The 21,752-nt window shown below is 67.3% G+C and carries 32 protein-coding genes; 28 read left to right on the top strand and 4 right to left on the bottom strand.

Features of this window, described 5'->3' with window-relative positions; translation table 11 throughout:
* The 3 genes from rpsG (at window position 1) to tuf (ending at window position 3,975) form a co-directional block, all read left to right on the top strand.
* Window positions 1-471 (top strand): 30S ribosomal protein S7, encoded by a 471-nt coding sequence (gene rpsG, locus AB0I16_RS05490; RefSeq protein ID WP_003974303.1) that lies wholly within the window; start codon window positions 1-3, stop codon window positions 469-471.
* A 39-nt stretch (window positions 472-510) separates the two neighbouring features.
* The gene (gene fusA, locus AB0I16_RS05485) at window positions 511-2,637 is read left to right on the top strand and encodes an elongation factor G (protein ID WP_363247997.1); all 2,127 of its coding nucleotides are present in this window, start codon (window positions 511-513) and stop codon (window positions 2,635-2,637) included.
* A 144-nt stretch (window positions 2,638-2,781) separates the two neighbouring features.
* A complete protein-coding gene (tuf, locus tag AB0I16_RS05480) occupies window positions 2,782-3,975 on the top strand; it encodes an elongation factor Tu (protein WP_062775123.1) in 1,194 nt (397 codons plus the stop codon).
* Between the two features lie 138 nt (window positions 3,976-4,113).
* Here the strand turns inward: tuf and AB0I16_RS05475 are convergent, their stop codons facing one another.
* The 3 genes from AB0I16_RS05475 to AB0I16_RS05465 all read right to left on the bottom strand — a co-directional run bounded on the left by AB0I16_RS05475 (window position 4,114) and on the right by AB0I16_RS05465 (window position 6,394).
* On the bottom strand, window positions 4,114-4,701 hold the full coding sequence (locus AB0I16_RS05475; RefSeq protein ID WP_363247996.1) for a Uma2 family endonuclease: 588 nt from the start codon (window positions 4,699-4,701) through the stop codon (window positions 4,114-4,116).
* Between the two features lie 49 nt (window positions 4,702-4,750).
* Window positions 4,751-5,677, bottom strand: a complete 927-nt coding sequence (locus tag AB0I16_RS05470; protein WP_363247995.1) for a helix-turn-helix domain-containing protein — start codon at window positions 5,675-5,677, stop codon at window positions 4,751-4,753.
* 261 nt (window positions 5,678-5,938) lie between these two features.
* Window positions 5,939-6,394 (bottom strand): ATP-binding protein, encoded by a 456-nt coding sequence (locus AB0I16_RS05465; RefSeq protein WP_363247994.1) that lies wholly within the window; start codon window positions 6,392-6,394, stop codon window positions 5,939-5,941.
* A 168-nt stretch (window positions 6,395-6,562) separates the two neighbouring features.
* Between AB0I16_RS05465 and AB0I16_RS05460 the strand changes: the two genes are divergently transcribed.
* Window positions 6,563-7,435: a helix-turn-helix transcriptional regulator gene (locus tag AB0I16_RS05460; protein ID WP_363247993.1), complete on the top strand. Its 873-nt coding sequence runs from the start codon at window positions 6,563-6,565 to the stop codon at window positions 7,433-7,435.
* Entirely contained in the window at window positions 7,432-7,641 is a 210-nt protein-coding gene (locus AB0I16_RS05455) for a DUF397 domain-containing protein (protein WP_363247992.1), read from the top strand. The genes AB0I16_RS05460 and AB0I16_RS05455 overlap by 4 nt, the downstream gene beginning before the upstream one ends.
* A gap of 109 nt (window positions 7,642-7,750) precedes the next feature.
* Here AB0I16_RS05455 and AB0I16_RS05450 read toward each other — a convergent pair whose 3' ends face one another.
* Window positions 7,751-9,229, bottom strand: a complete 1,479-nt coding sequence (locus tag AB0I16_RS05450; protein ID WP_363247991.1) for an ADP-ribosylglycohydrolase family protein — start codon at window positions 9,227-9,229, stop codon at window positions 7,751-7,753.
* Window positions 9,230-9,739: 510 nt separating this feature from the next.
* On the opposite strand from AB0I16_RS05450, the gene rpsJ reads away from it, so the two are divergent.
* The 23 genes from rpsJ (at window position 9,740) to AB0I16_RS05335 (ending at window position 21,723) form a co-directional block, all read left to right on the top strand.
* On the top strand, window positions 9,740-10,048 hold the full coding sequence (gene rpsJ, locus AB0I16_RS05445) for a 30S ribosomal protein S10 (RefSeq protein ID WP_003948644.1): 309 nt from the start codon (window positions 9,740-9,742) through the stop codon (window positions 10,046-10,048).
* Between the two features lie 14 nt (window positions 10,049-10,062).
* Window positions 10,063-10,707, top strand: a complete 645-nt coding sequence (rplC, locus tag AB0I16_RS05440; RefSeq protein ID WP_030782583.1) for a 50S ribosomal protein L3 — start codon at window positions 10,063-10,065, stop codon at window positions 10,705-10,707.
* An 8-nt stretch (window positions 10,708-10,715) separates the two neighbouring features.
* Window positions 10,716-11,372 carry a 50S ribosomal protein L4 gene (rplD, locus tag AB0I16_RS05435; RefSeq protein ID WP_363247990.1) on the top strand — a complete coding sequence of 219 codons (657 nt, stop codon included), beginning with the start codon at window positions 10,716-10,718 and terminating at the stop codon, window positions 11,370-11,372.
* Complete coding sequence (gene rplW, locus AB0I16_RS05430) at window positions 11,372-11,791, top strand: 50S ribosomal protein L23 (protein ID WP_055564827.1); 420 nt, start codon at window positions 11,372-11,374, stop codon at window positions 11,789-11,791. The genes rplD and rplW overlap by 1 nt, the downstream gene beginning before the upstream one ends.
* A gap of 39 nt (window positions 11,792-11,830) precedes the next feature.
* Entirely contained in the window at window positions 11,831-12,667 is an 837-nt protein-coding gene (gene rplB / locus AB0I16_RS05425; RefSeq protein ID WP_062775138.1) for a 50S ribosomal protein L2, read from the top strand.
* 12 nt (window positions 12,668-12,679) lie between these two features.
* Window positions 12,680-12,961 (top strand): 30S ribosomal protein S19, encoded by a 282-nt coding sequence (gene rpsS, locus AB0I16_RS05420; RefSeq protein ID WP_062775140.1) that lies wholly within the window; start codon window positions 12,680-12,682, stop codon window positions 12,959-12,961.
* 41 nt (window positions 12,962-13,002) lie between these two features.
* Window positions 13,003-13,350 carry a 50S ribosomal protein L22 gene (gene rplV, locus AB0I16_RS05415; RefSeq protein WP_004571827.1) on the top strand — a complete coding sequence of 116 codons (348 nt, stop codon included), beginning with the start codon at window positions 13,003-13,005 and terminating at the stop codon, window positions 13,348-13,350.
* Window positions 13,350-14,183, top strand: a complete 834-nt coding sequence (rpsC, locus tag AB0I16_RS05410; RefSeq protein WP_055564829.1) for a 30S ribosomal protein S3 — start codon at window positions 13,350-13,352, stop codon at window positions 14,181-14,183. Before rplV ends, rpsC begins: the two co-directional genes overlap by 1 nt.
* Before the next feature lie 5 nt (window positions 14,184-14,188).
* Window positions 14,189-14,608, top strand: a complete 420-nt coding sequence (rplP, locus tag AB0I16_RS05405; RefSeq protein ID WP_014047785.1) for a 50S ribosomal protein L16 — start codon at window positions 14,189-14,191, stop codon at window positions 14,606-14,608.
* Complete coding sequence (rpmC, locus tag AB0I16_RS05400; RefSeq protein ID WP_006347226.1) at window positions 14,608-14,832, top strand: 50S ribosomal protein L29; 225 nt, start codon at window positions 14,608-14,610, stop codon at window positions 14,830-14,832. Before rplP ends, rpmC begins: the two co-directional genes overlap by 1 nt.
* Complete coding sequence (gene rpsQ, locus AB0I16_RS05395; RefSeq protein WP_062775142.1) at window positions 14,832-15,116, top strand: 30S ribosomal protein S17; 285 nt, start codon at window positions 14,832-14,834, stop codon at window positions 15,114-15,116. The genes rpmC and rpsQ overlap by 1 nt, the downstream gene beginning before the upstream one ends.
* A gap of 99 nt (window positions 15,117-15,215) precedes the next feature.
* Entirely contained in the window at window positions 15,216-15,584 is a 369-nt protein-coding gene (rplN, locus tag AB0I16_RS05390; protein WP_003974257.1) for a 50S ribosomal protein L14, read from the top strand.
* Between the two features lie 2 nt (window positions 15,585-15,586).
* Window positions 15,587-15,910 carry a 50S ribosomal protein L24 gene (gene rplX, locus AB0I16_RS05385; RefSeq protein ID WP_016645174.1) on the top strand — a complete coding sequence of 108 codons (324 nt, stop codon included), beginning with the start codon at window positions 15,587-15,589 and terminating at the stop codon, window positions 15,908-15,910.
* Window positions 15,910-16,467, top strand: coding sequence for a 50S ribosomal protein L5 (gene rplE, locus AB0I16_RS05380; protein ID WP_062775145.1), 558 nt, complete (start codon window positions 15,910-15,912; stop codon window positions 16,465-16,467). The genes rplX and rplE overlap by 1 nt, the downstream gene beginning before the upstream one ends.
* A gap of 5 nt (window positions 16,468-16,472) precedes the next feature.
* Window positions 16,473-16,658: a type Z 30S ribosomal protein S14 gene (locus tag AB0I16_RS05375; protein WP_003956452.1), complete on the top strand. Its 186-nt coding sequence runs from the start codon at window positions 16,473-16,475 to the stop codon at window positions 16,656-16,658.
* A gap of 220 nt (window positions 16,659-16,878) precedes the next feature.
* Window positions 16,879-17,277: a 30S ribosomal protein S8 gene (gene rpsH / locus AB0I16_RS05370; RefSeq protein WP_018528360.1), complete on the top strand. Its 399-nt coding sequence runs from the start codon at window positions 16,879-16,881 to the stop codon at window positions 17,275-17,277.
* Window positions 17,278-17,298: 21 nt separating this feature from the next.
* Window positions 17,299-17,838, top strand: a complete 540-nt coding sequence (gene rplF / locus AB0I16_RS05365; RefSeq protein WP_363247989.1) for a 50S ribosomal protein L6 — start codon at window positions 17,299-17,301, stop codon at window positions 17,836-17,838.
* A 3-nt stretch (window positions 17,839-17,841) separates the two neighbouring features.
* Complete coding sequence (rplR, locus tag AB0I16_RS05360; RefSeq protein ID WP_363247988.1) at window positions 17,842-18,225, top strand: 50S ribosomal protein L18; 384 nt, start codon at window positions 17,842-17,844, stop codon at window positions 18,223-18,225.
* Between the two features lie 64 nt (window positions 18,226-18,289).
* Complete coding sequence (gene rpsE, locus AB0I16_RS05355; protein WP_055553512.1) at window positions 18,290-18,892, top strand: 30S ribosomal protein S5; 603 nt, start codon at window positions 18,290-18,292, stop codon at window positions 18,890-18,892.
* Window positions 18,892-19,074, top strand: coding sequence for a 50S ribosomal protein L30 (gene rpmD / locus AB0I16_RS05350; protein WP_005481207.1), 183 nt, complete (start codon window positions 18,892-18,894; stop codon window positions 19,072-19,074). Before rpsE ends, rpmD begins: the two co-directional genes overlap by 1 nt.
* Before the next feature lies 1 nt (window position 19,075).
* The gene (gene rplO / locus AB0I16_RS05345) at window positions 19,076-19,531 is read left to right on the top strand and encodes a 50S ribosomal protein L15 (protein ID WP_062775150.1); all 456 of its coding nucleotides are present in this window, start codon (window positions 19,076-19,078) and stop codon (window positions 19,529-19,531) included.
* Window positions 19,532-19,756: 225 nt separating this feature from the next.
* Window positions 19,757-21,070, top strand: coding sequence for a preprotein translocase subunit SecY (gene secY / locus AB0I16_RS05340; protein WP_363247987.1), 1,314 nt, complete (start codon window positions 19,757-19,759; stop codon window positions 21,068-21,070).
* On the top strand, window positions 21,070-21,723 hold the full coding sequence (locus AB0I16_RS05335) for an adenylate kinase (protein WP_363247986.1): 654 nt from the start codon (window positions 21,070-21,072) through the stop codon (window positions 21,721-21,723). Before secY ends, AB0I16_RS05335 begins: the two co-directional genes overlap by 1 nt.
* Window positions 21,724-21,752 lie beyond the last annotated feature (29 nt).

The raw sequence follows: 21,752 nt of genomic DNA, 5'->3' as shown, positions 1-21,752 counted from the left end.
ATGCCTCGTAAGGGCCCCGCCCCGAAGCGCCCGGTCATCATCGACCCGGTCTACGGTTCTCCTCTGGTGACCTCCCTCATCAACAAGGTGCTGCTGAACGGCAAGCGCTCCACCGCCGAGCGCATCGTGTACGGCGCCATGGAGGGCCTGCGCGAGAAGACCGGCAACGACCCGGTCATCACGCTGAAGCGCGCGCTTGAGAACATCAAGCCGACCCTTGAGGTCAAGTCCCGCCGCGTCGGTGGTGCGACCTACCAGGTTCCGATCGAGGTCAAGCCCGGTCGTGCCAACACGCTGGCCCTGCGCTGGCTGGTGGGTTACTCCCGCGCCCGTCGCGAGAAGACCATGACCGAGCGTCTGCTCAACGAGCTCCTCGACGCCTCCAACGGCCTCGGTGCCGCTGTGAAGAAGCGCGAGGACACCCACAAGATGGCCGAGTCCAACAAGGCCTTCGCGCACTACCGCTGGTAGTCGCTACCCACATCGAGACCGAGAGAAGACTGAGCCGACATGGCTACCACTTCACTTGACCTGGCCAAGGTGCGCAACATCGGCATCATGGCCCACATCGACGCGGGCAAGACGACGACCACCGAGCGGATCCTGTTCTACACCGGTGTGTCGTACAAGATCGGTGAGGTCCACGACGGCGCCGCCACGATGGACTGGATGGAGCAGGAGCAGGAGCGTGGCATCACGATCACCTCTGCTGCCACCACCTGTCACTGGCCGCTGAACGACGTCGACCACACCATCAACATCATCGACACCCCGGGCCACGTCGACTTCACCGTCGAGGTGGAGCGTTCGCTCCGCGTGCTCGACGGTGCCGTGACGGTGTTCGACGGCGTCGCCGGTGTTGAGCCCCAGTCCGAGACCGTGTGGCGTCAGGCGGACCGCTACGGCGTCCCGCGCATCTGCTTCGTCAACAAGCTCGACCGTACCGGTGCCGAGTTCCACCGCTGCGTCGACATGATCGTCGACCGCCTCGGTGCGACCCCGATCGTCATGCAGCTGCCCATCGGCGCGGAGGCTGACTTCAAGGGCGTCGTCGACCTCGTCACCATGAAGGCCTTCGTCTGGTCCGCCGAGACCAAGATGGGCGAGGCCTACGACATCGTCGACATCCCCGACACGCACACCGAGGCTGCCGAGGAGTACCGCGGCAAGCTCCTCGAAGCCGTCGCGGAGAACGACGAGCAGATGATGGAGCTGTACCTGGAGGGCCAGGAGCCCACCGAGGAGCAGCTGTACGCGGCGATCCGTCGCATCACCATCGCCTCCGGCAAGGGCGGCGACACCACCGTCACCCCCGTCTTCTGCGGTACGGCGTTCAAGAACAAGGGCGTCCAGCCCCTGCTCGACGCCGTCGTGCGCTACCTCCCCTCCCCCCTGGACGTCGAGGCCATCGAGGGCCACGACGTCAAGGACCCGGAGCAGGTCGTCAAGCGCAAGCCGTCGGACGACGAGCCGCTGTCGGCCCTCGCGTTCAAGATCGCGAGCGACCCGCACCTCGGCAAGCTCACCTTCGTCCGGATCTACTCCGGTCGCCTGGACGCCGGCACCGCGGTGCTGAACTCCGTCAAGGGCAAGAAGGAGCGCATCGGCAAGATCTACCGCATGCACGCGAACAAGCGTGAGGAGATCGACTCGGTGGGCGCCGGTGACATCGTCGCCGTCATGGGCCTGAAGCAGACCACCACGGGTGAGACGCTCAGTGACGACAAGAACCCGGTGATCCTGGAGTCCATGGACTTCCCGGCGCCGGTCATCGAGGTCGCCATCGAGCCGAAGTCCAAGGGTGACCAGGAGAAGCTGGGTGTCGCCATCCAGCGTCTCTCGGAGGAGGACCCCTCCTTCCGCGTTCACTCGGACGAGGAGACCGGCCAGACCATCATCGGTGGTATGGGCGAGCTTCACCTTGAGGTGCTCGTCGACCGCATGAAGCGCGAGTTCCGCGTCGAGGCGAACGTCGGCAAGCCGCAGGTGGCCTACCGCGAGACGATCCGCAAGGCCGTCGAGCGCGTGGACTTCACCCACAAGAAGCAGACCGGTGGTACCGGTCAGTTCGCGAAGGTGCAGATCGCGATCGAGCCCATCGAGGGCGGCGACGCGTCGTACGAGTTCGTGAACAAGGTCACCGGTGGCCGTATCCCGCGGGAGTACATCCCGTCGGTGGACGCCGGTGCGCAGGAGGCCATGCAGTTCGGCATCCTGGCGGGCTACGAGATGACCGGCGTCCGCGTCATTCTTCTCGACGGCGCCTACCACGAGGTCGACTCCTCCGAGCTCGCCTTCAAGATCGCCGGATCGCAGGCCTTCAAGGAGGCCGCGCGCAAGGCGTCCCCCGTGCTGCTTGAGCCGATGATGGCCGTCGAGGTCACCACGCCCGAGGACTACATGGGCGATGTCATCGGTGACATCAACTCCCGCCGTGGCCAGATCCAGGCCATGGAGGAGCGCAGCGGTGCCCGCGTCGTGAAGGGCCTCGTGCCCCTCTCGGAGATGTTCGGCTACGTCGGCGACCTCCGCAGCAAGACCTCGGGTCGCGCAAGCTACTCGATGCAGTTCGACTCCTACGCCGAGGTTCCGCGGAACGTCGCCGAGGAGATCATCGCGAAGGCCAAGGGCGAGTAACTCACCCGAGTTCACGCTTTAGGCTTGACACCATCCGCCGGGGTTCGACCCCGCAGGGCGAGAACCCCGGCGGCTGGCTTCCCAGCAAAGATCACCTGGCGCCGATGAAGCAAGGCGTACAGAACCACTCCACAGGAGGACCCAGTGGCGAAGGCGAAGTTCGAGCGGACTAAGCCGCACGTCAACATCGGCACCATCGGTCACATTGACCACGGTAAGACGACCCTCACGGCCGCCATTACCAAGGTGCTGCACGACGCGTACCCCGACCTGAACGAGGCCTCGGCCTTCGACCAGATCGACAAGGCTCCCGAGGAGCGCCAGCGCGGTATCACGATCTCGATCGCGCACGTCGAGTACCAGACCGAGGCGCGTCACTACGCCCACGTCGACTGCCCCGGTCACGCGGACTACATCAAGAACATGATCACGGGTGCCGCGCAGATGGACGGCGCCATCCTCGTGGTCGCCGCCACCGACGGCCCGATGCCGCAGACCAAGGAGCACGTGCTCCTGGCCCGCCAGGTCGGCGTTCCGTACATCGTCGTCGCCCTGAACAAGGCCGACATGGTGGACGACGAGGAGATCCTGGAGCTCGTCGAGCTCGAGGTCCGTGAGCTCCTCTCCGAGTACGAGTTCCCGGGCGACGACGTTCCGGTCGTCAAGGTCTCGGCGCTCAAGGCGCTTGAGGGCGACAAGGAGTGGGGCAACTCCGTCCTCGAGCTCATGGCCGCCGTCGACTCCGCCATCCCGGAGCCGGAGCGCGACGTCGACAAGCCGTTCCTCATGCCGATCGAGGACGTCTTCACGATCACCGGTCGTGGCACGGTCGTCACCGGTCGTATCGAGCGTGGTGTCCTGAAGGTCAACGAGACCGTCGACATCATCGGCATCAAGACCGAGAAGACCACCACCACGGTCACCGGCATCGAGATGTTCCGCAAGCTGCTCGACGAGGGCCAGGCCGGTGAGAACGTCGGTCTGCTCCTCCGTGGCATCAAGCGCGAGGACGTCGAGCGCGGCCAGGTCATCATCAAGCCCGGTTCGGTCACGCCGCACACCGAGTTCGAGGCCCAGGCCTACATCCTGTCGAAGGACGAGGGTGGCCGTCACACCCCGTTCTTCAACAACTACCGCCCGCAGTTCTACTTCCGCACCACCGACGTGACCGGCGTCGTGACCCTCCCCGAGGGCACCGAGATGGTCATGCCGGGCGACAACACTGAGATGACCGTTGAGCTCATCCAGCCCGTCGCGATGGAAGAGGGCCTGAAGTTCGCCATCCGTGAGGGTGGCCGGACCGTCGGCGCCGGCCAGGTCACCAAGATCAACAAGTAAGTCCTCCCGACTTGCTTGCGGATCGGGGTAACCCGGTTGCTCTGAACTGAGCGCATCGCAGTACAAGCACTAACGGAAGGGCCCGTACGACTTCGGTCGTACGGGCCCTTTCGCGTGTCGTCGGCGGCGACTGGTGGGTCACTGATAGCGGGGCAGGCCCTCGGACGAGATCGTGTAGTCGGCGATGCTGACGTCCTCGCCGTAGAGGAAGTCCTTCCGGGTGGCGTAGCGCGGGCCCTCGGGGGTGGGGTGGATGTCCGACAGGACGGCCCCGGTGCCGGTACGGGGGTCGAAGATCGCGTACACCGGGATGCCGAGGAGCGGGTAGTCGCGGGTCTTGCCGACCCAGTCGTTCTCGGGGTTCGAGCGCGAGACGATCTCGATGGCGGCGATGAGGGTGCGAGGGTCGAAGGGGCCCTCGCCCTCCATGTCCGTCTCGTCGATCAGGATGACGTCGGGCAGCCGCAACACACCCTCGGAGACGTCCTCCACGTCGGGTGCCCCGGTGTGCACGAGGCGGCCTTCCGGCATCACCGACTCCAGACGCCTGCGCAGCCGTAGCGCGGTGAGCTCGTGGGGCTTGCTCGGCGACATCATGTCGTGGACGATCCCTTGCTTCGTGATTTCGAACTTGCCGGAGATCCGGTCGTCCATTTGCTCGACAAGCTCACGCATGGCCCGGTAGTGCGGGCTGCCCTGCGGTGCACTGTCCGAGGCGATGGTCATGGCGTGCGCTCCTCTGCTGTGCCCAGGGGCAAGGGTCGTCACGTTCATGCTAGGTGGCCCCCGCGGACCCGGATCGGCAGTCGCGGCACCGGCCTGGTTCCGGTGCGCGAAAGGCGCGGTCGCAGTCTTCGCAGGTGTGGAGAGGGGGCGGGGGCGGCGACGGGGCGTCGTAGGCCGGGGCGGGTGGCAGGAGGGCTGTCAGGCGGTGGGCCAGGAGGGCGGCCGGGCGGCGCAGGTCCGTCGGGGGCAGGTCGTGCGTCAGGGCGTGGCGTACGGCCTCGGGAGTGACGTCGCGCTCCAGCCAGGCGCCCACTCCTGCGGCCAGGTGGGCCGTGTCGCGGGCGGTCAGGACCAGGCGCGGGTCGTGGTGCCGCAGGGACGTCAGGAGCTCTACCGCCTCGTCGAACAGGGGCCCGGCCGCGCGGACGGGGTGCGGGACCGCTGGGAGGGGGCGAGGGGCTCTGCGCGGCGCTGTCTGCGTCGTCGGCGGCACGTCCTCCGCGGGACGCGGCTCGGCACGGGGCTTCGGTGGCGGCGCCTGGCGACGGGTTACGCCCGGCTGGTTGCAGGAGGTCGTGCGGGTGACGACGCGGCCGGACGCGGTGCGCTCGCGGTCTCGGCGCAGGTAGCCATGGGTCTCCAGCTCGCGCAGGGCCGCGGAGATCCGGGTCGCTCCCTCGGGGAAGCGGGCCGCCAGTGACTTGATGTCGACGCGGGCCCCTGCGGGCAGCGACTGGATGTGGCAGGCCAGGCCGATCGCCAGGAGGGAGAGCTCCTGGTGCTGCGTGAGGTGGTTGCCGATCACCGTGAAGCGGGTGGTGTGGCGGGTGTTCTCGTGGACGATGCCGGAGGGCTGCCGCCGGGCAGCGGCGGGAAGCGCTGTGCTTCGGGAGCGCGTGGTCGTCCTTGCGGGGGGTTTGTTGCCGCCGTCGGCGGACGTGGCGTGCCGGGGCGCGCTAGGGTTTCGGGTGTCCATCGGGAAGGTTGTTGCTTCCTTGGTGGTCAGGCCCTCGCCATGTGGGATGCCAGTCCCGGCGGGGGCCGTCGTATGTCTGGGGGGCGTGGCGTCCCGGCATATGCGCGACGTCGGCCGTTGGCGCTGAGCGTAGGGGAGCCGGGGGGCTCGAAAGCCAGCCCAGCGGGTGATGTTCACCCGGGGGAGTGAGCGGGCCCAGGCGGGTGACAGCGGGGCCTGGTGGGGCTTGGTGCGGTTCTTTCCCTCCCGGTTCTTCAGGGGTTAGGCGCCGGGGCCGCCGAAGCACGGGGAATCGCGTTCCGGTGCCGTGAGACTCAGCTCCGCCCAGACCGTCTTACGGGGATACGGGCCCTCCGCCACGCCCCAGCGGTGCGCCAGCGCTTCCACCAGGAGCAGGCCCCGCCCCGACTCGGACGTCGCCTCGGGACACTGGGGCGCGGGAAGGCGGTCGGGGCAGGTGTCCGTGACCTCGATGCGGAGGACGTGGGCTGTCGCGTGGAGACCCAGCCGGAAGTCGCGGCCAGGGACGCGGCCGTGCGCGGCGGCGTTCGCGGACAGCTCCGCGACGATCTGACGGGCCGGGTCCAGGGGCAGCCCCCAGGAGCGCAACTGCTCGGTCGCGAGGAGGCGCGCGAGGCGGGCCCCGCGGGGCGTGGGGGAGAGCAGGACATGGAAGTGACGTGTGGTGCGGGCCAGTTCGGCGGCTTCTCGGTTCACGTCACTCAGCGTGGCCTTCTGCTTCTACGCTGCCCAGTGACACCGCGGCTGCGTACAGTGACTGTACTGGCTCTGTCCAGGGCTGTACCGGCCGTACAGCGGGCCGTCCCCGGTGCGTGTGGCGTTGACCGTACGTAGCGGAGGCTCGACGAGGCGGGAGGCGGTCGCGTGGAACGGTCGACGGCGGCGGAGGGTGAGCGGGAGCCGGAGGAGCCCGGGTGGGAGGTCGACCCGGAGGACGAGCAGGGCGCGGCGATCGTCGCGTTCGTCGGGCGGCAGCTGCGGGCCCGGCGGGAGGCCGCGGGGATGCGCGCCGCCGAGTTCGCTGCGGCCATGGGGTACGGGGAGGGGCTGGTCTACAAGGTCGAGGGCGGGACGCGGATTCCCCGGGCCGAGTACCTGGACAAGGCGGATGAGGTGCTGGGGGCGGGGGGTTCCGTCGCGGCGATGAAGGGGGACGTGGCGGAGGCCAGGTATCCGAAGAGGGTTCGGGATCTGGCGGACATGGAGGCACGCGCCGTCGAGATCGGTGCCTATGTGGCGCACGGCTTGCACGGGCTGTTGCAGACAGAGGGGCATGCACGTGCGTTGTTCGAGGCACGGCAACCCGCCTACACGCGAGATGAGGTGGAGCGCATGACTGCGGCGCGGACTGCGCGGCAGTCGATATACGAGAGGGTGCCCGCCCCGGTGCTGAGTTTCGTTCAGGAGGAGTCCGCTCTCAGGCGTCCTATCGGAGGCACAATGGAATGGCGTCGGCAGCTCGAACGCCTGCTGATGATCGGGCAATTGCGCAGCGTCACCCTTCAGGTCATGCCGACTTGCCGCGAAGCTCATCCAGGGATGGACGGGAGGATCGAGGTGCTGAAGTTCCGGGACGGTACAGCAGTGGGGCGCTCAGAAGGTGCCTTCAACGGCCGCCCGGTGACGTGCCCGAAGCAGCTCCAAATCCTTGAGATGCGGTACGGAATCATCCGAGCCGAGGCGCTCTCGCCACGGGAGACGCTGACCTTCATCGAGCAAGTGCTGGGAGAGACATGATCCGCAAGGTTTCCTCGCAAGGCATTCCCGAGCTGGTTTGGAGCAAGAGCAGCTACAGCAGCGACGGAAACGAAGGCGACTGCGTCGAGGTGGCCCGGGGTCGTGGTGCCGTGCACGTCCGGGACTCCAAGGTCGCGCAGGGTGCCCACTTCGCCGTCGGCGGTCCGGCATGGGCCGACTTCGTGGCCTACGCCTCCGGGAGCTGATCCCAGCCGTCACCCCATGTGGCGTGGCCCGGTGGTGTTGGTCGAGCGGCGGGCAGCGCAGGGAAGTCTCGCGACACGCCGTGCGCGGCCAGCGGCGCGGCCCCGCCGCTCAGTCCCTGTCCCACGCCCCGCCCAACGCCCCCAGCCGCTCCCCGTACTCCACCGCCGCCACCCACTCCGGCGGCCAGCCGGACGGGCCCCGGTACGCCCCCGCCAAGGCCCCCGCCAGTGCCGCCGTCGCCGCCGAGGGGCCCGAGGTGTGCGACGCCCGGCGCAGGGTGTGGCGCGGGTGGGCGTCCGTGGTGAGGAAGGCGTACACGGCGCCGCCCAGCACCGCGTCCGCCGTCCAGCCCGCGCCCGCCGCCGCCCCCGGTTCCGCCCCGCTGCCCAGCGCCGCCTCCGCCGCGTCCAGGGCCGCCACGCACTCGTCCCAGCCCATCGCGGTGAACGACGCCGCGTCGGCCCGGGGGGCGAGGTCGCCCAGCCAGTCCGCGCGGTACGTGTAGCGGGACGCCGACGCGTGCAGGCGCAGCTCCGGCAGGAGGTCGGCCGGGGCGCAGCGGTGGCGGAGGAGGTGCACCGCGTGGGCCGCGAGGTCGCTCGCGGCCAGGGCGGTGGGGTGGCCGTGCGTGAGGGCCGCCTGGAGCTGGGCGATGCCCGAGCGCCGGTCGGGGGAGAGGCGGGGGGCGAGGCCCACCACGGCCGCCCGCACCACCGCCGCGCAGCCCTTCGAGCCGGCCGCCGTCGCCTCCTGCCAGGGGACGGGCCGCGCCAGGGCCTCGCACGCCGCCAGCGTCGTACGGCCGGGGGAGCGGTCGTTGTCCGGGGAGTACCGCCAGCGGACCAGGTGCGTGCGCAGGGCCGTCGTCACCGCCGGCGGGGTCAGCCACGGCGGGGCCGGGAGCGCGCCGCGCGTCGTCAGGGCCCGGCGTGCCTCCGCCTCCGGGAGCCGGGCCGGGACCGCCACCCCCGCGAGCGCCTCGCCGACCGCCAGCGACAGCTGCGTCTGGTCGGAGACGCGGACGGCGCCGTCGTCGGACAGCGGCAGCTCCATCGACTCCCAGGCGCCGTAGACCTCCCCGATGCGGTCCAGGGAGAGGGACGACAGGGGGCGGCCCATCGCGTCACCCAGGGCCAGGCCGAGCAGGGCCCCGCGCGCCGAGCGCCACCGCGGGGCGGGGAGCGGCACGTCCGCCAGGTCGTAGAGGCCCTCCAGGCTCGGAGCCGTCGTCAGCGATCCCGGCACCGCCGACGGGGAGGCCACCAGCTCGCCCAGGACCACCGTGGGGGCCACGCCCCGCGCCTTGCCCTCGCGCAGGGACAGCATCCAGCGGCTGTCGTCGCGGGCCCGCGTCCCGGCGTCCCCGCGGACGACCCACCCCGCCGCGTCGTCCTCGTCGCACGCCCATACGTAGGTGGTGACCACGCCGCGCTCGTCCGCCACCGCCACGTAGCGGACGGGGCGAGCGGTCGAGGAAGCGTACGACGCAGGGCCGCTGACCTGCGTAAACGCCATGTCGTCCGCGAAGCGGGGGTTGATGTGGCGGCGGGGAACGAAACGCGGTTCCGGCGCGGCTGCTTCACTCACTGCGGGGCTTCCGTCTCGTCAGGGGGCGGATCGTCACGCCCACCCTGCCGGACCGGCGGCGCCGCACCGGGCCGCACCCCGGGTTTGATCTCCGTCACCCACCGGGTACGCTCTACGGCTCGATTGGCACCGGACATGCCCCGTATGGCAGACTGTCCTGGTTGCTCGGTTGAGTGCCGATGCTGCGCGCCTCCCGCCGGGAGGACCGGAAGCGAGTCCCACAGTACTCGTCGCCTTATCTGCCGAAGGGCCCCACAGGGTCCGTAGGCAGCGCTTCGGCGGACGTACGGGAATCTTTCGGGAAGTGCAGCGCGGTGGTTCAGCCAGGCGCCCGGTGGGTTTCTTCCCCCGGACCCGCGGTCATCAGGGCCGCAGCCCCTAGCAGGGATTCTCCTTCGGGAGAACTGTGTGAGCGGGACTGCGACACGCCCGACCGCGTGGGTCGGAGGAAGTAGAAAAAAGGGCCTAACGGGAGCCAGAGCGTTCGAGACGAAGGACTACTAAGTAGCCATGGCGGGACAGAAGATCCGCATCCGGCTCAAGGCCTACGACCACGAGGTCATCGACTCCTCGGCGAAGAAGATCGTCGAGACGGTGACTCGCACTGGTGCGTCGGTCGCGGGCCCGGTGCCGCTGCCCACTGAGAAGAACGTGTACTGCGTCATCAAGTCGCCGCACAAGTACAAGGACTCGCGCGAGCACTTCGAGATGCGCACGCACAAGCGCCTGATCGACATCCTCGACCCGACGCCCAAGACCGTTGACTCGCTGATGCGCCTGGACCTTCCGGCCGGCGTTGACATCGAGATCAAGCTCTGAAGGGCGCGAAGAAGATGACCAAGCAGATCAAGGGCATCCTGGGCGAGAAGCTCGGCATGACCCAGGTCTGGGACGAGAACAACCGTGTCGTCCCGGTGACCGTGGTCAAGGCCGGGCCCTGCGTCGTTACCCAGGTCCGTACGAATGACAGCGACGGCTACGAGTCGGTCCAGATCGCCTTCGGCGAGATCGACCCGCGCAAGGTGAACAAGCCCCTCAAGGGCCACTTCGCCAAGGCCGACGTGACCCCCCGTCGCCACCTCGTCGAGATCCGTACCGCTGGTGCCAGCGAGTACACCCTCGGCCAGGAGCTGACCGCCGAGACGTTCGAGGCCGGTATCAAGGTCGACGTCACCGGCAAGAGCAAGGGCAAGGGCTTCGCCGGTGTGATGAAGCGTCACAACTTCCACGGCGGCAAGGCCTCCCACGGTGCCCACCGCGTGCACCGCAAGCCCGGTTCCATCGGTGGCTGTGCCACTCCCGGCCGTGTCTTCAAGGGCATGCGCATGGCGGGTCGCATGGGCAACGAGCGGGTCACCACCCAGAACCTGACCGTCCACGCCGTTGACGCGGAGAAGGGTCTGCTCCTCATCAAGGGTGCGGTTCCTGGTCCGAACGGCGGCCTCGTCCTGGTCCGTACCGCGGCCAAGGGGGCCTGAGGTAACCCATGAGCACCATTGACATCCTTTCGCCGGCAGGCGACAAGACCGGGACGGTCGAGCTCCCCGCGGAGATCTTCGACGTCGAGAAGATCAGCATCCCGCTGATCCACCAGGTCGTCGTCGCGCAGCTGGCCGCGGCCCGTCAGGGCACGCACAAGACCAAGACCCGCGGCGAAGTCCGTGGTGGTGGCAAGAAGCCTTACCGCCAGAAGGGCACCGGCCGCGCGCGCCAGGGTTCGACCCGTGCGCCGCAGTTCGCCGGCGGTGGCGTCGTCCACGGCCCCGTGCCGCGTGACTACTCCCAGCGCACCCCCAAGAAGATGAAGGCTGCCGCCCTGCGTCACGCCCTCACCGACCGGGCGCGCAACTCCCGCATCCACGTCGTCTCCGGCGTGGTCGAGGGCGAGATCTCGACGAAGGCCGCGAAGAGCCTGCTCGGCAAGGTCAGTGAGCGCAAGAACGTGCTCCTGGTCATCGAGCGCTCGGACGAGCTGTCGCTGCTCTCCGCCCGCAACCTGCCCCAGGTGCACATCCTGGAGCCGGGCCAGCTGAACACGTACGACGTGCTCGTCTCGGACGACGTGGTCTTCACCAAGGCCGCCTTCGAGTCCTTCGTGTCTGGCCCCACCAAGGCCGATGAGACCGAAGGGAGCGAAGCCTGATGGCTATCCGTCACCAGAGCATCGCGTCCAAGGCCGCGAAGGCCGCCAAGGCCGCGCGCGTCGCCAAGGCGAAGCGCATCGCGACCGAGGGCAAGATCGCCGTTGAGCCCACCCCGCTGAGCAAGTCCTTCTCGGACCCGCGCGACGTCCTCGTCAAGCCGGTCGTCTCCGAGAAGTCGTACGCGCTGCTCGACGAGGGCAAGTACACGTTCATCGTGGCTCCGGGCGCCAACAAGACCCAGATCAAGCAGGCCGTCGAGGCGGTCTTCTCGGTCAAGGTCACCGGCGTCAACACGATCAACCGTCAGGGCAAGCGGAAGCGTACGCGCACCGGGTTCGGCAAGCGTGCCGACACCAAGCGCGCCATCGTGACCCTTGCTGAGGGCGACCGTATCGACATCTTCGGCCAGGCCTCCTAACGGAGCGCCCTGGTCCGAATATCGGACGAGGACTGAGAAATGGGAATCCGCAAGTACAAGCCGACTACGCCGGGCCGCCGTGGCTCCTCCGTAGCCGACTTCGTCGAGGTAACGCGGTCCACGCCGGAGAAGTCGCTGGTTCGCCCGCTGCACAGCAAGGGCGGCCGTAACAACGCCGGTCGGATCACCGTTCGCCACCAGGGTGGCGGACACAAGCGCGCCTACCGCGTGATCGACTTCCGTCGTCACGACAAGGACGGCGTGCCGGCCAAGGTCGCGCACATCGAGTACGACCCCAACCGCACCGCGCGCATCGCGCTGCTGCACTACGCGGACGGCGAGAAGCGCTACATCCTCGCCCCGCGCGGTACGCAGCAGGGTGACCGGATTGAGAGCGGCCCCGGCGCCGACATCAAGCCCGGCAACAACATGGCGCTGCGCAACATCCCGGTCGGTACGACCATCCACGCCATCGAGCTGCGGCCCGGCGGCGGCGCGAAGTTCGCCCGCTCCGCGGGTGCCTCCGTGCAGCTGCTCGCGAAGGAAGGCGCCATGGCGCACCTTCGCATGCCGTCCGGTGAGATCCGCCTGGTCGACGTCCGCTGCCGCGCCACCATCGGCGAGGTCGGCAACGCCGAGCAGTCGAACATCAACTGGGGCAAGGCCGGCCGCATGCGCTGGAAGGGCGTCCGCCCGACCGTGCGTGGTGTCGTGATGAACCCGGTCGACCACCCGCACGGTGGTGGTGAGGGCAAGACCTCCGGTGGTCGCCACCCGGTCTCGCCGTGGGGCCAGAAGGAGGGTCGTACTCGTGATCGCAACAAGGCGAGCAACAAGTACATCGTCCGCCGCCGCAAGTCGAACAAGAAGCGCTAGGAGCGGGTTTAGATGCCGCGCAGTCTCAAGAAGGGGCCCTTCGTCGACGACCACCTCGTAAAGAAGGTGGACGCCCAGAACGAAGCCGGCACCAAGAACGTCATCAAGACCTGGTCCCGTCGCTCGATGATCGTCCCCAGCATGCTGGGCCACACGATCGCGGTGCACAACGGCAAGACCCACATCCCGGTGTTCGTCACCGAGTCGATGGTCGGCCACAAGCTCGGCGAGTTCTCGCCGACTCGCACCTTCCGCGGCCACGTCAAGGACGACCGGAAGTCGAAGCGCCGCTAACGCGGGGTGGAACGACTATGACTAACACCGAAGGGACAACCATGGAAGCCAGGGCCCAGGCGCGGTACATCCGCGTCACGCCCATGAAGGCCCGCCGCGTGGTGGACCTCATCCGTGGCATGGATGCCACGGAGGCTCAGGCGGTCCTGCGTTTCGCCCCGCAGGCCGCGAGCGTGCCGGTCGGCAAGGTGCTGGACAGCGCCATTGCCAACGCCGCGCACAACTACGACCACACCGACGCCTCTTCGCTGGTCATCAGCGAGGCGTACGTGGATGAGGGCCCGACCCTGAAGCGGTTCCGTCCGCGTGCCCAGGGTCGTGCCTACCGGATCCGTAAGCGGACCAGCCACATCACCGTGGTCGTCAGCAGCAAGGAAGGAACCCGGTAATGGGCCAGAAGGTAAACCCGCACGGGTTCCGGCTCGGTGTCACGACCGACTTCAAGTCGCGTTGGTACGCCGACAAGCTGTACAAGGACTACGTCAAGGAAGACGTCGCCATCCGTCGGATGATGACGTCCGGCATGGAGCGCGCCGGCATCTCGAAGGTGGAGATCGAGCGCACCCGTGACCGCGTGCGTGTGGACATCCACACCGCCCGTCCCGGCATCGTCATCGGCCGCCGTGGCGCCGAGGCCGACCGCATCCGCGGTGACCTCGAGAAGCTCACGGGCAAGCAGGTCCAGCTGAACATCCTTGAGGTCAAGAACCCCGAGGTCGACGCTCAGCTCGTGGCCCAGGCCGTGGCGGAGCAGCTGTCCTCCCGCGTCTCCTTCCGTCGTGCCATGCGCAAGAGCATGCAGTCGGCGATGAAGGCGGGCGCCAAGGGCATCAAGATCCAGTGTGGTGGCCGCCTCGGCGGCGCCGAGATGTCGCGCTCGGAGTTCTACCGCGAGGGCCGCGTGCCCCTGCACACGCTCCGCGCCAACGTCGACTACGGCTTCTTCGAGGCCAAGACGACCTTCGGCCGCATCGGCGTGAAGGTCTGGATCTACAAGGGCGACGTCAAGAACATCGCCGAGGTCCGCGCCGAGAACGCCGCTGCCCGCGCCGGCAACCGCCCGGCCCGTGGTGGCAACGACCGCCCGGCCCGCGGTGGCCGCGGTGGCGAGCGTGGCGGTCGCGGTCGCAAGCCGCAGCAGTCGGCTCCGGCCGCCGAGGCCCCCAAGGCCGAGGCGCCCGCCGCTGCTCCGGCTGCTGAGAGCACCGGAACGGAGGCCTGACCGAAATGCTGATCCCCCGTAGGGTCAAGCACCGCAAGCAGCACCACCCGAAGCGCAGCGGTATGTCCAAGGGTGGTACGCAGGTTGCGTTCGGCGAGTACGGCATTCAGGCCCTCACTCCGGCGTACGTGACCAACCGCCAGATCGAGGCGGCTCGTATCGCGATGACCCGCCACATCAAGCGTGGCGGCAAGGTCTGGATCAACATCTACCCGGACCGTCCGCTCACCAAGAAGCCCGCCGAGACCCGCATGGGTTCCGGTAAGGGTTCTCCCGAGTGGTGGATCGCGAACGTCAAGCCCGGTCGGGTGATGTTCGAGCTGTCCTACCCGAACGAGAAGATTGCTCGTGAGGCGCTCACCCGCGCTGCTCACAAGCTTCCGATGAAGTGCCGCATCGTCCGGCGCGAGGCAGGTGAGTCGTGATGTCGGCCGGTACCAAGGCGTCCGAGCTGCGCGAGCTGGGCAACGAGGAGCTTGTCAACAAGCTTCGCGAGGCCAAGGAAGAGCTGTTCAACCTCCGCTTCCAGGCGGCGACGGGCCAGCTCGAGAACCACGGCCGGCTCAAGGCCGTCCGTAAGGACATCGCGCGGATCTACACCCTGATGCGTGAGCGCGAGCTGGGCATCGAGACGGTGGAGAGCGCCTGATGAGCGAGAGCAACGTGACTGAGAAGACTGAGACCCGCGGCTTCCGCAAGACCCGTGAGGGCCTGGTCGTCAGCGACAAGATGGACAAGACCGTCGTCGTCGCTGTCGAGGACCGCGTCAAGCACGCGCTGTACGGCAAGGTCATCCGCCGTACGAACAAGCTCAAGGCGCACGACGAGCAGAACGCTGCCGGCGTCGGCGACCGCGTCCTCCTGATGGAGACGCGTCCGCTGTCCGCCACCAAGCGCTGGCGCATCGTCGAGATCCTCGAGAAGGCCAAGTAATTCTCCGAGGGGCACCCCCCTCGGAGTTCGTTCCGCCAGGCTCCCGGGGCAGTTCGGTGAACTGCCCCGGGGGAACCGGCAGACAAACAGGAGATAGACGTGATCCAGCAGGAGTCGCGACTGCGCGTCGCCGACAACACGGGTGCGAAGGAAATTCTCACCATCCGTGTTCTCGGTGGCTCGGGTCGCCGCTACGCGGGCATCGGTGACGTCATCGTCGCCACCGTGAAGGACGCGATCCCCGGTGGCAACGTGAAGAAGGGTGACGTCGTCAAGGCGGTCATCGTTCGCACCGTCAAGGAGCGCCGCCGTCCGGACGGCTCGTACATCCGCTTCGACGAGAACGCCGCCGTCATTCTGAAGAACGACGGCGACCCTCGCGGCACCCGTATCTTCGGCCCCGTCGGCCGTGAGCTGCGCGAGAAGAAGTTCATGAAGATCATCTCGCTCGCGCCGGAGGTGCTGTAAGCATGAAGATCAAGAAGGGCGACCTGGTCCAGGTCATCACCGGTAAGGACAAGGGCAAGCAGGGCAAGGTCATTGCCGCTTACCCGCGCGACGAGCGCGTCCTGGTCGAGGGTGTCAACCGGGTCAAGAAGCACACGAAGGCCGGCCCGACCGCCAGCGGCTCGCAGGCCGGCGGCATCGTGACCACCGAGGCCCCCGTCCACGTCTCCAACGTCCAGCTGGTCGTGGAGAAGGACGGCAACAAGGTCGTCACGCGCGTCGGTTACCGCTTCGACGACGAGGGCAACAAGATCCGCGTTGCCAAGCGGACGGGTGAGGACATCTGATGACGACCACCACCACTCCGCGTCTCAAGACGAAGTACCGCGAGGAGATCGCGGGCAAGCTGCGTGAGGAGTTCTCGTACGAGAACGTCATGCAGATCCCCGGCCTGGTCAAGATCGTGGTCAACATGGGTGTCGGCGACGCCGCCCGTGACTCGAAGCTGATCGACGGCGCCATCCGCGACCTCACCACGATCACCGGCCAGAAGCCGGCCGTGACGAAGGCCCGGAAGTCCATCGCGCAGTTCAAGCTGCGCGAGGGCCAGCCGATCGGCTGCCACGTCACGCTCCGTGGCGACCGCATGTGGGAGTTCCTGGACCGCACCCTGTCGCTCGCGCTGCCGCGCATCCGCGACTTCCGCGGTCTGTCCCCCAAGCAGTTCGACGGCCGTGGCAACTACACCTTCGGTCTCACGGAGCAGGTCATGTTCCACGAGATCGACCAGGACAAGATCGACCGCGTCCGGGGTATGGACATCACCGTGGTCACCACGGCGACCAACGACGCTGAGGGCCGTGCGCTCCTTCGTCACCTCGGCTTCCCGTTCAAGGAGGCGTAAGCGAGATGGCGAAGAAGGCTCTGATTGCCAAGGCTGCTCGTAAGCCCAAGTTCGGTGTGCGTGCGTACACCCGCTGCCAGCGCTGCGGCCGTCCGCACTCCGTCTACCGCAAGTTCGGCCTCTGCCGCGTGTGCCTTCGTGAGATGGCTCACCGTGGCGAGCTGCCGGGCGTGACCAAGAGCTCCTGGTAGTCCTCCCTTTTCAAGGGTTCAAAGGACTCCTGGATCTCTCGGTAAGTAAAGGGTTGGCAGAGGCCCTCCTCCACATGGCTTAGGCTAGGAGGGTTGGGCGTCTGCCGCCCTGACCGACTTACTACGCCGTAGGTCCCCGCGCCGCACCCGTCCCGCCTCTGAGTGGGGAGAGGGATGGCGCAGATAGGAAACCCCGGCGAGAGAGGCCGAAGGCCAATTCATGACCATGACTGATCCGATCGCGGACATGCTGACTCGTCTGCGTAACGCGAACTCGGCGTACCACGACACCGTGGCGATGCCGCACAGCAAGATCAAGTCTCACATCGCGGAGATCCTCCAGCAGGAGGGCTTCATCACGGGCTGGAAGGTCGAGGACGCCGAGGTCGGCAAGAACCTCGTTCTCGAGCTGAAGTTCGGCCCGAACCGTGAGCGCTCCATCGCGGGCATCAAGCGGATCTCCAAGCCCGGTCTCCGGGTTTACGCGAAGTCCACCAACCTGCCGAAGGTCCTCGGCGGCCTCGGCGTGGCGATCATCTCCACGTCGCACGGTCTCCTGACCGGCCAGCAGGCAGGCAAGAAGGGCGTAGGTGGGGAAGTCCTCGCCTACGTCTGGTAGTCGGGAACGGAGGAATAGCTAATGTCGCGTATTGGCAAGCTCCCCATCACGGTTCCCGCCGGCGTGGACGTCACCATCGACGGCCAGACGGTCGCGGTCAAGGGTCCCAAGGGCACCCTGAGCCACACCATCGTCGCGCCGATCGAGATCGCTAAGGGTGAGGACGGCGTCCTGAACGTCACCCGCCCGAACGACGAGCGTCAGAACAAGGCCCTCCACGGCCTGTCCCGCACGCTGGTGGCGAACATGATCACCGGCGTGACCAAGGGTTACGTGAAGAAGCTCGAAATCAGCGGTGTCGGTTACCGCGTCCTGGCGAAGGGCTCCAACCTGGAGTTCTCGCTCGGCTACAGCCACCCGATCCTGATCGAGGCGCCCGAGGGCATCTCCTTCAAGGTCGAATCGGCGACCAAGTTCTCGGTCGAGGGCATCGACAAGCAGAAGGTCGGCGAGGTTGCGGCCAACATCCGCAAGCTGCGCAAGCCCGACCCGTACAAGGCCAAGGGCGTCAAGTACGAAGGCGAAGTCATCCGCCGCAAGGTCGGAAAGGCGGGTAAGTAAGCCATGGCATACGGTGTCAAGATTGCTAAGGGCGACGCTTACAAGCGTGCTGCCATCAAGCGTCGTCACATCCGCATCCGTAAGCACATCTCGGGTACGGCTGAGCGTCCGCGCCTGGTCGTGACGCGCTCGAACCGCCACATCGTGGCCCAGGTCATCGACGACATCAAGGGTCACACCCTGGCGTCGGCGTCGACCCTGGACGCCTCGATCCGCGGCGCCGAGGGCGACAAGTCCACGGCCGCCAAGTCGGTCGGCGCCCTGGTCGCCGAGCGTGCCAAGGCCGCCGGTGTCGAGGCCGTCGTGTTCGACCGTGGTGGTAACCAGTACGCCGGGCGCATCGCCGCCCTGGCGGACGCCGCCCGCGAAGCCGGACTCAAGTTCTGAGTCGTCCGTCGCGCAGGGACTTGTGTCACTGCGTAGCTAGCGGAAACAGAGAGAGGTAATTCCAATGGCTGGACCCCAGCGCCGCGGTGGCGGTGCCGGTGGCGGCGAGCGGCGGGACCGGAAGGGTCGCGACGGTGGCGCTGCCGCCGAGAAGACCGCATACGTTGAGCGCGTTGTCGCGATCAACCGTGTCGCCAAGGTTGTGAAGGGTGGTCGTCGCTTCAGCTTCACCGCGCTGGTCGTGGTGGGCGATGGTGACGGCACCGTGGGTGTCGGTTACGGCAAGGCCAAGGAGGTGCCGGCCGCCATCGCCAAGGGTGTGGAGGAGGCCAAGAAGCACTTCTTCAAGGTCCCCCGTATCCAGGGCACCATCCCGCACCCGATCCAGGGCGAGAAGGCCGCGGGCGTCGTCCTGCTCAAGCCTGCTTCCCCCGGTACCGGTGTTATCGCCGGTGGCCCGGTGCGTGCCGTGCTCGAGTGCGCCGGCGTGCACGACATCCTGTCGAAGTCCCTGGGCTCCGACAACGCGATCAACATCGTGCACGCGACCGTGGCGGCCCTCAAGGGTCTGCAGCGTCCCGAGGAGATCGCGGCCCGCCGCGGTCTGCCCCTTGAGGACGTCGCCCCCGCGGCCCTGCTTCGTGCGCGTGCCGGGGCTGGTGCGTAATGGCACAGCTCAAGATCACGCAGACGAAGTCGTACATCGGCAGCAAGCAGAACCACCGCGACACCCTGCGTTCCCTTGGTCTCAAGGGCATCAACACGCAGGTCGTCAAGGAGGACCGCCCCGAGTTCCGCGGAATGGTGCACACCGTCCGCCACCTCGTGACGGTTGAGGAGGTCGACTGACATGGCGGAGCAGAACCCGCTGAAGGTCCACAACCTCCGGCCCGCCCCGGGCGCCAAGACCGCCAAGACCCGTGTGGGTCGTGGTGAGGCGTCCAAGGGTAAGACCGCTGGTCGTGGTACCAAGGGCACCAAGGCCCGTTACCAGGTTCCGGAGCGCTTCGAGGGTGGCCAGATGCCCCTCCACATGCGTCTCCCGAAGCTCAAGGGCTTCAAGAACCCGTTCAAGACCGAGTTCCAGGTCGTGAACCTCGACAAGCTGAGCGCGCTGTACCCGGAGGGTGGCGAGGTCACCGTCGAGGGTCTCGTCGCCAAGGGTGCCGTTCGCAAGAACAGCCTCGTCAAGGTGCTCGGCCAGGGTGAGCTCACCGTGGCGCTGCAGGTGACGGTCGACGCCGTCTCCGGCTCCGCCAAGGAGAAGATCACCGCCGCGGGCGGTACCGTCACCGAGCTCGTCTGATTCATCCAGACGTGTCGATGACATGAGCGATTCCCAGCCGGGGATGCCCCACAAAAGGGGCATCCCCGGTTGGTCGTTCCAAGGGGGGCACGGTCGCCGGTAAGGTGGCGTGCACTGTCTAAGCTCCGTGCGGTCTGCCCGCACGGTTTTGTTGACTGATACGTATTCGTCGAACCTCAAGACCACCACCTCTGGCGCACGCGCGCGGGGGTCGCAGGAGGCACCGTGCTCACCGCGTTCGCCCGGGCGTTCAAGACGCCCGACCTGCGCAAGAAGCTGCTCTTCACGCTCGGCATCATCGTGATCTACCGGCTGGGTACGCACGTGCCGATCCCCGGTGTCAGCTACAAGAACGTCCAGGCCTGTATCGACAACCAGAGTCAGAACCAGGGTCTGTTCGGTCTCGTCAACATGTTCAGCGGCGGCGCGCTGCTGCAGATCACGATCTTCGCGCTCGGCATCATGCCGTACATCACCGCGAGCATCATCCTGCAGCTGCTGACCGTGGTGATCCCGCGGCTCGAAGCCCTCAAGAAGGAGGGCCAGGCCGGCACGGCGAAGATCACGCAGTACACGCGCTATCTGACCATCGCGCTCGCGATCCTCCAGGGCACCGGCCTGGTGGCCACCGCGCGCACCGGCACCCTGTTCCAGGGCTGCCCGGTCGCCAGCGAGATCGTCCCCGACCAGTCGATCTTCGTCACCATCACGATGGTGATCACGATGACCGCCGGTACGGCGTGCGTCATGTGGCTCGGTGAGCTGATCACCGACCGCGGCATCGGCAACGGCATGTCGATCCTGATGTTCATCTCGATCGCCGCCACCTTCCCGAGCGCCCTGTGGGCCATCAAGGAGCAGGGCGACCTGGCGGACGGCTGGATCGAGTTCGGCACCGTCATCGCGGTCGGCCTCTTCATGGTCGGCCTGGTGGTCTTCGTCGAGCAGGCGCAGCGGCGCATCCCGGTCCAGTACGCGAAGCGCATGATCGGCCGCAGGTCCTACGGCGGGACGTCGACGTACATCCCGCTGAAGGTGAACCAGGCGGGCATCATCCCTGTGATCTTCGCCTCCTCGCTGCTGTACATCCCGGCTCTCGTGGCGCAGTTCGCGGGCGGCAATTCCGGATGGAAGCGGTGGATCGAGGCGAATCTGACCACGGGTGACCACCCGATCTATATCGCCACGTACTTCATCCTGATCGTCTTCTTCGCCTTCTTCTACGTCGCGATCTCCTTCAACCCCGAGGAAGTCGCCGACAACATGAAGAAGTATGGTGGCTTCATCCCGGGCATCCGGGCTGGCCGTCCTACCGCTGAGTATCTGAGTTACGTACTCAACCGGATCACGTGGCCGGGTTCGCTGTATCTGGGTCTGATCGCTCTTGTGCCGACGATGGCGTTGGTGGGCTTCGGGGCCAACCAGAACTTCCCCTTCGGCGGGACGAGCATCCTCATCATCGTGGGTGTGGGTCTGGAAACCGTGAAGCAGATCGAGAGCCAGCTCCAGCAGCGCAATTACGAAGGGTTCCTCCGCTGATGCGAATCGTCCTCGTCGGGCCGCCCGGTGCGGGCAAGGGAACGCAGGCCGCGTTCCTCGCCAAGAACCTGTCGATCCCGCACATCTCCACGGGCGACCTCTTCCGTGCCAACATCAGCCAGGGCACGGATCTTGGCAAGCAGGCGAAGGCGTTCATGGACGCCGGGAACCTGGTGCCCGACGAGGTGACGATCGGCATGGCGAAGGACCGCATGGCGCAGCCGGACGCCGTGAACGGCTTCCTGCTCGACGGATTCCCGCGCAACGTGTCGCAGGCGCAGGCGCTGGACGAGGCGCTGAAGGCCGACGACGTGAAGCTCGACGCCGTCCTGGACCTGGAGGTCCCCGAGGACGAGGTCGTCAAGCGGATCGCCGGCCGCCGCGTCTGCCGCAACGAGTCCGCCCACGTCTTCCACGTGACGTACTCGCCGCCGAAGCAGGAAGGCGTCTGCGACGTCTGCGGCGGTGAGCTGTACCAGCGCGGCGACGACAGCGAGGACACCGTCCGCAAGCGCCTTGAGGTCTACCACACGCAGACCGAGCCGATCATCGACTACTACCGGGCCCAGGGTCTGGTCGTCACGATCTCGGCGCTCGGCAAGGTGGACGAGGTCACCGAGCGCGCGATGGACGCCCTCAAGGGCGACAAGTAGTTCAGTACGCTGTCTCGGCCGCGGTGCCC

The organism is Streptomyces sp. NPDC050703 (assembly GCF_040654435.1).
GTDB lineage: Bacteria > Actinomycetota > Actinomycetes > Streptomycetales > Streptomycetaceae > Streptomyces.
Note: the sequence above shows the minus strand (reverse complement) of the source record. Positions and strands in the feature narration are given on the sequence as shown.

What these genes read in the sequence shown, in the direction of transcription:
- rpsG (WP_003974303.1), top strand. Translation starts at nt 1, where the DNA reads ATGCCTCGTAAGGGCCCCGCCCCGAAGCGCCCGGTCATCATCGACCCG.
- fusA (WP_363247997.1), top strand. Translation starts at nt 511, where the DNA reads ATGGCTACCACTTCACTTGACCTGGCCAAGGTGCGCAACATCGGCATC.
- AB0I16_RS05475 (WP_363247996.1), bottom strand. Translation starts at nt 4,701, where the DNA reads ATGACCATCGCCTCGGACAGTGCACCGCAGGGCAGCCCGCACTACCGG.
- AB0I16_RS05470 (WP_363247995.1), bottom strand. Translation starts at nt 5,677, where the DNA reads ATGGACACCCGAAACCCTAGCGCGCCCCGGCACGCCACGTCCGCCGAC.
- AB0I16_RS05455 (WP_363247992.1), top strand. Translation starts at nt 7,432, where the DNA reads ATGATCCGCAAGGTTTCCTCGCAAGGCATTCCCGAGCTGGTTTGGAGC.
- rpsJ (WP_003948644.1), top strand. Translation starts at nt 9,740, where the DNA reads ATGGCGGGACAGAAGATCCGCATCCGGCTCAAGGCCTACGACCACGAG.
- rplC (WP_030782583.1), top strand. Translation starts at nt 10,063, where the DNA reads ATGACCAAGCAGATCAAGGGCATCCTGGGCGAGAAGCTCGGCATGACC.
- rplD (WP_363247990.1), top strand. Translation starts at nt 10,716, where the DNA reads ATGAGCACCATTGACATCCTTTCGCCGGCAGGCGACAAGACCGGGACG.
- rplW (WP_055564827.1), top strand. Translation starts at nt 11,372, where the DNA reads ATGGCTATCCGTCACCAGAGCATCGCGTCCAAGGCCGCGAAGGCCGCC.
- rplB (WP_062775138.1), top strand. Translation starts at nt 11,831, where the DNA reads ATGGGAATCCGCAAGTACAAGCCGACTACGCCGGGCCGCCGTGGCTCC.
- rpsS (WP_062775140.1), top strand. Translation starts at nt 12,680, where the DNA reads ATGCCGCGCAGTCTCAAGAAGGGGCCCTTCGTCGACGACCACCTCGTA.
- rplV (WP_004571827.1), top strand. Translation starts at nt 13,003, where the DNA reads ATGGAAGCCAGGGCCCAGGCGCGGTACATCCGCGTCACGCCCATGAAG.
- rpsC (WP_055564829.1), top strand. Translation starts at nt 13,350, where the DNA reads ATGGGCCAGAAGGTAAACCCGCACGGGTTCCGGCTCGGTGTCACGACC.
- rplP (WP_014047785.1), top strand. Translation starts at nt 14,189, where the DNA reads ATGCTGATCCCCCGTAGGGTCAAGCACCGCAAGCAGCACCACCCGAAG.
- rpmC (WP_006347226.1), top strand. Translation starts at nt 14,608, where the DNA reads ATGTCGGCCGGTACCAAGGCGTCCGAGCTGCGCGAGCTGGGCAACGAG.
- rpsQ (WP_062775142.1), top strand. Translation starts at nt 14,832, where the DNA reads ATGAGCGAGAGCAACGTGACTGAGAAGACTGAGACCCGCGGCTTCCGC.
- rplX (WP_016645174.1), top strand. Translation starts at nt 15,587, where the DNA reads ATGAAGATCAAGAAGGGCGACCTGGTCCAGGTCATCACCGGTAAGGAC.
- rplE (WP_062775145.1), top strand. Translation starts at nt 15,910, where the DNA reads ATGACGACCACCACCACTCCGCGTCTCAAGACGAAGTACCGCGAGGAG.
- AB0I16_RS05375 (WP_003956452.1), top strand. Translation starts at nt 16,473, where the DNA reads ATGGCGAAGAAGGCTCTGATTGCCAAGGCTGCTCGTAAGCCCAAGTTC.
- rpsH (WP_018528360.1), top strand. Translation starts at nt 16,879, where the DNA reads ATGACCATGACTGATCCGATCGCGGACATGCTGACTCGTCTGCGTAAC.
- rplF (WP_363247989.1), top strand. Translation starts at nt 17,299, where the DNA reads ATGTCGCGTATTGGCAAGCTCCCCATCACGGTTCCCGCCGGCGTGGAC.
- rplR (WP_363247988.1), top strand. Translation starts at nt 17,842, where the DNA reads ATGGCATACGGTGTCAAGATTGCTAAGGGCGACGCTTACAAGCGTGCT.
- rpsE (WP_055553512.1), top strand. Translation starts at nt 18,290, where the DNA reads ATGGCTGGACCCCAGCGCCGCGGTGGCGGTGCCGGTGGCGGCGAGCGG.
- rpmD (WP_005481207.1), top strand. Translation starts at nt 18,892, where the DNA reads ATGGCACAGCTCAAGATCACGCAGACGAAGTCGTACATCGGCAGCAAG.
- rplO (WP_062775150.1), top strand. Translation starts at nt 19,076, where the DNA reads ATGGCGGAGCAGAACCCGCTGAAGGTCCACAACCTCCGGCCCGCCCCG.
- AB0I16_RS05335 (WP_363247986.1), top strand. Translation starts at nt 21,070, where the DNA reads ATGCGAATCGTCCTCGTCGGGCCGCCCGGTGCGGGCAAGGGAACGCAG.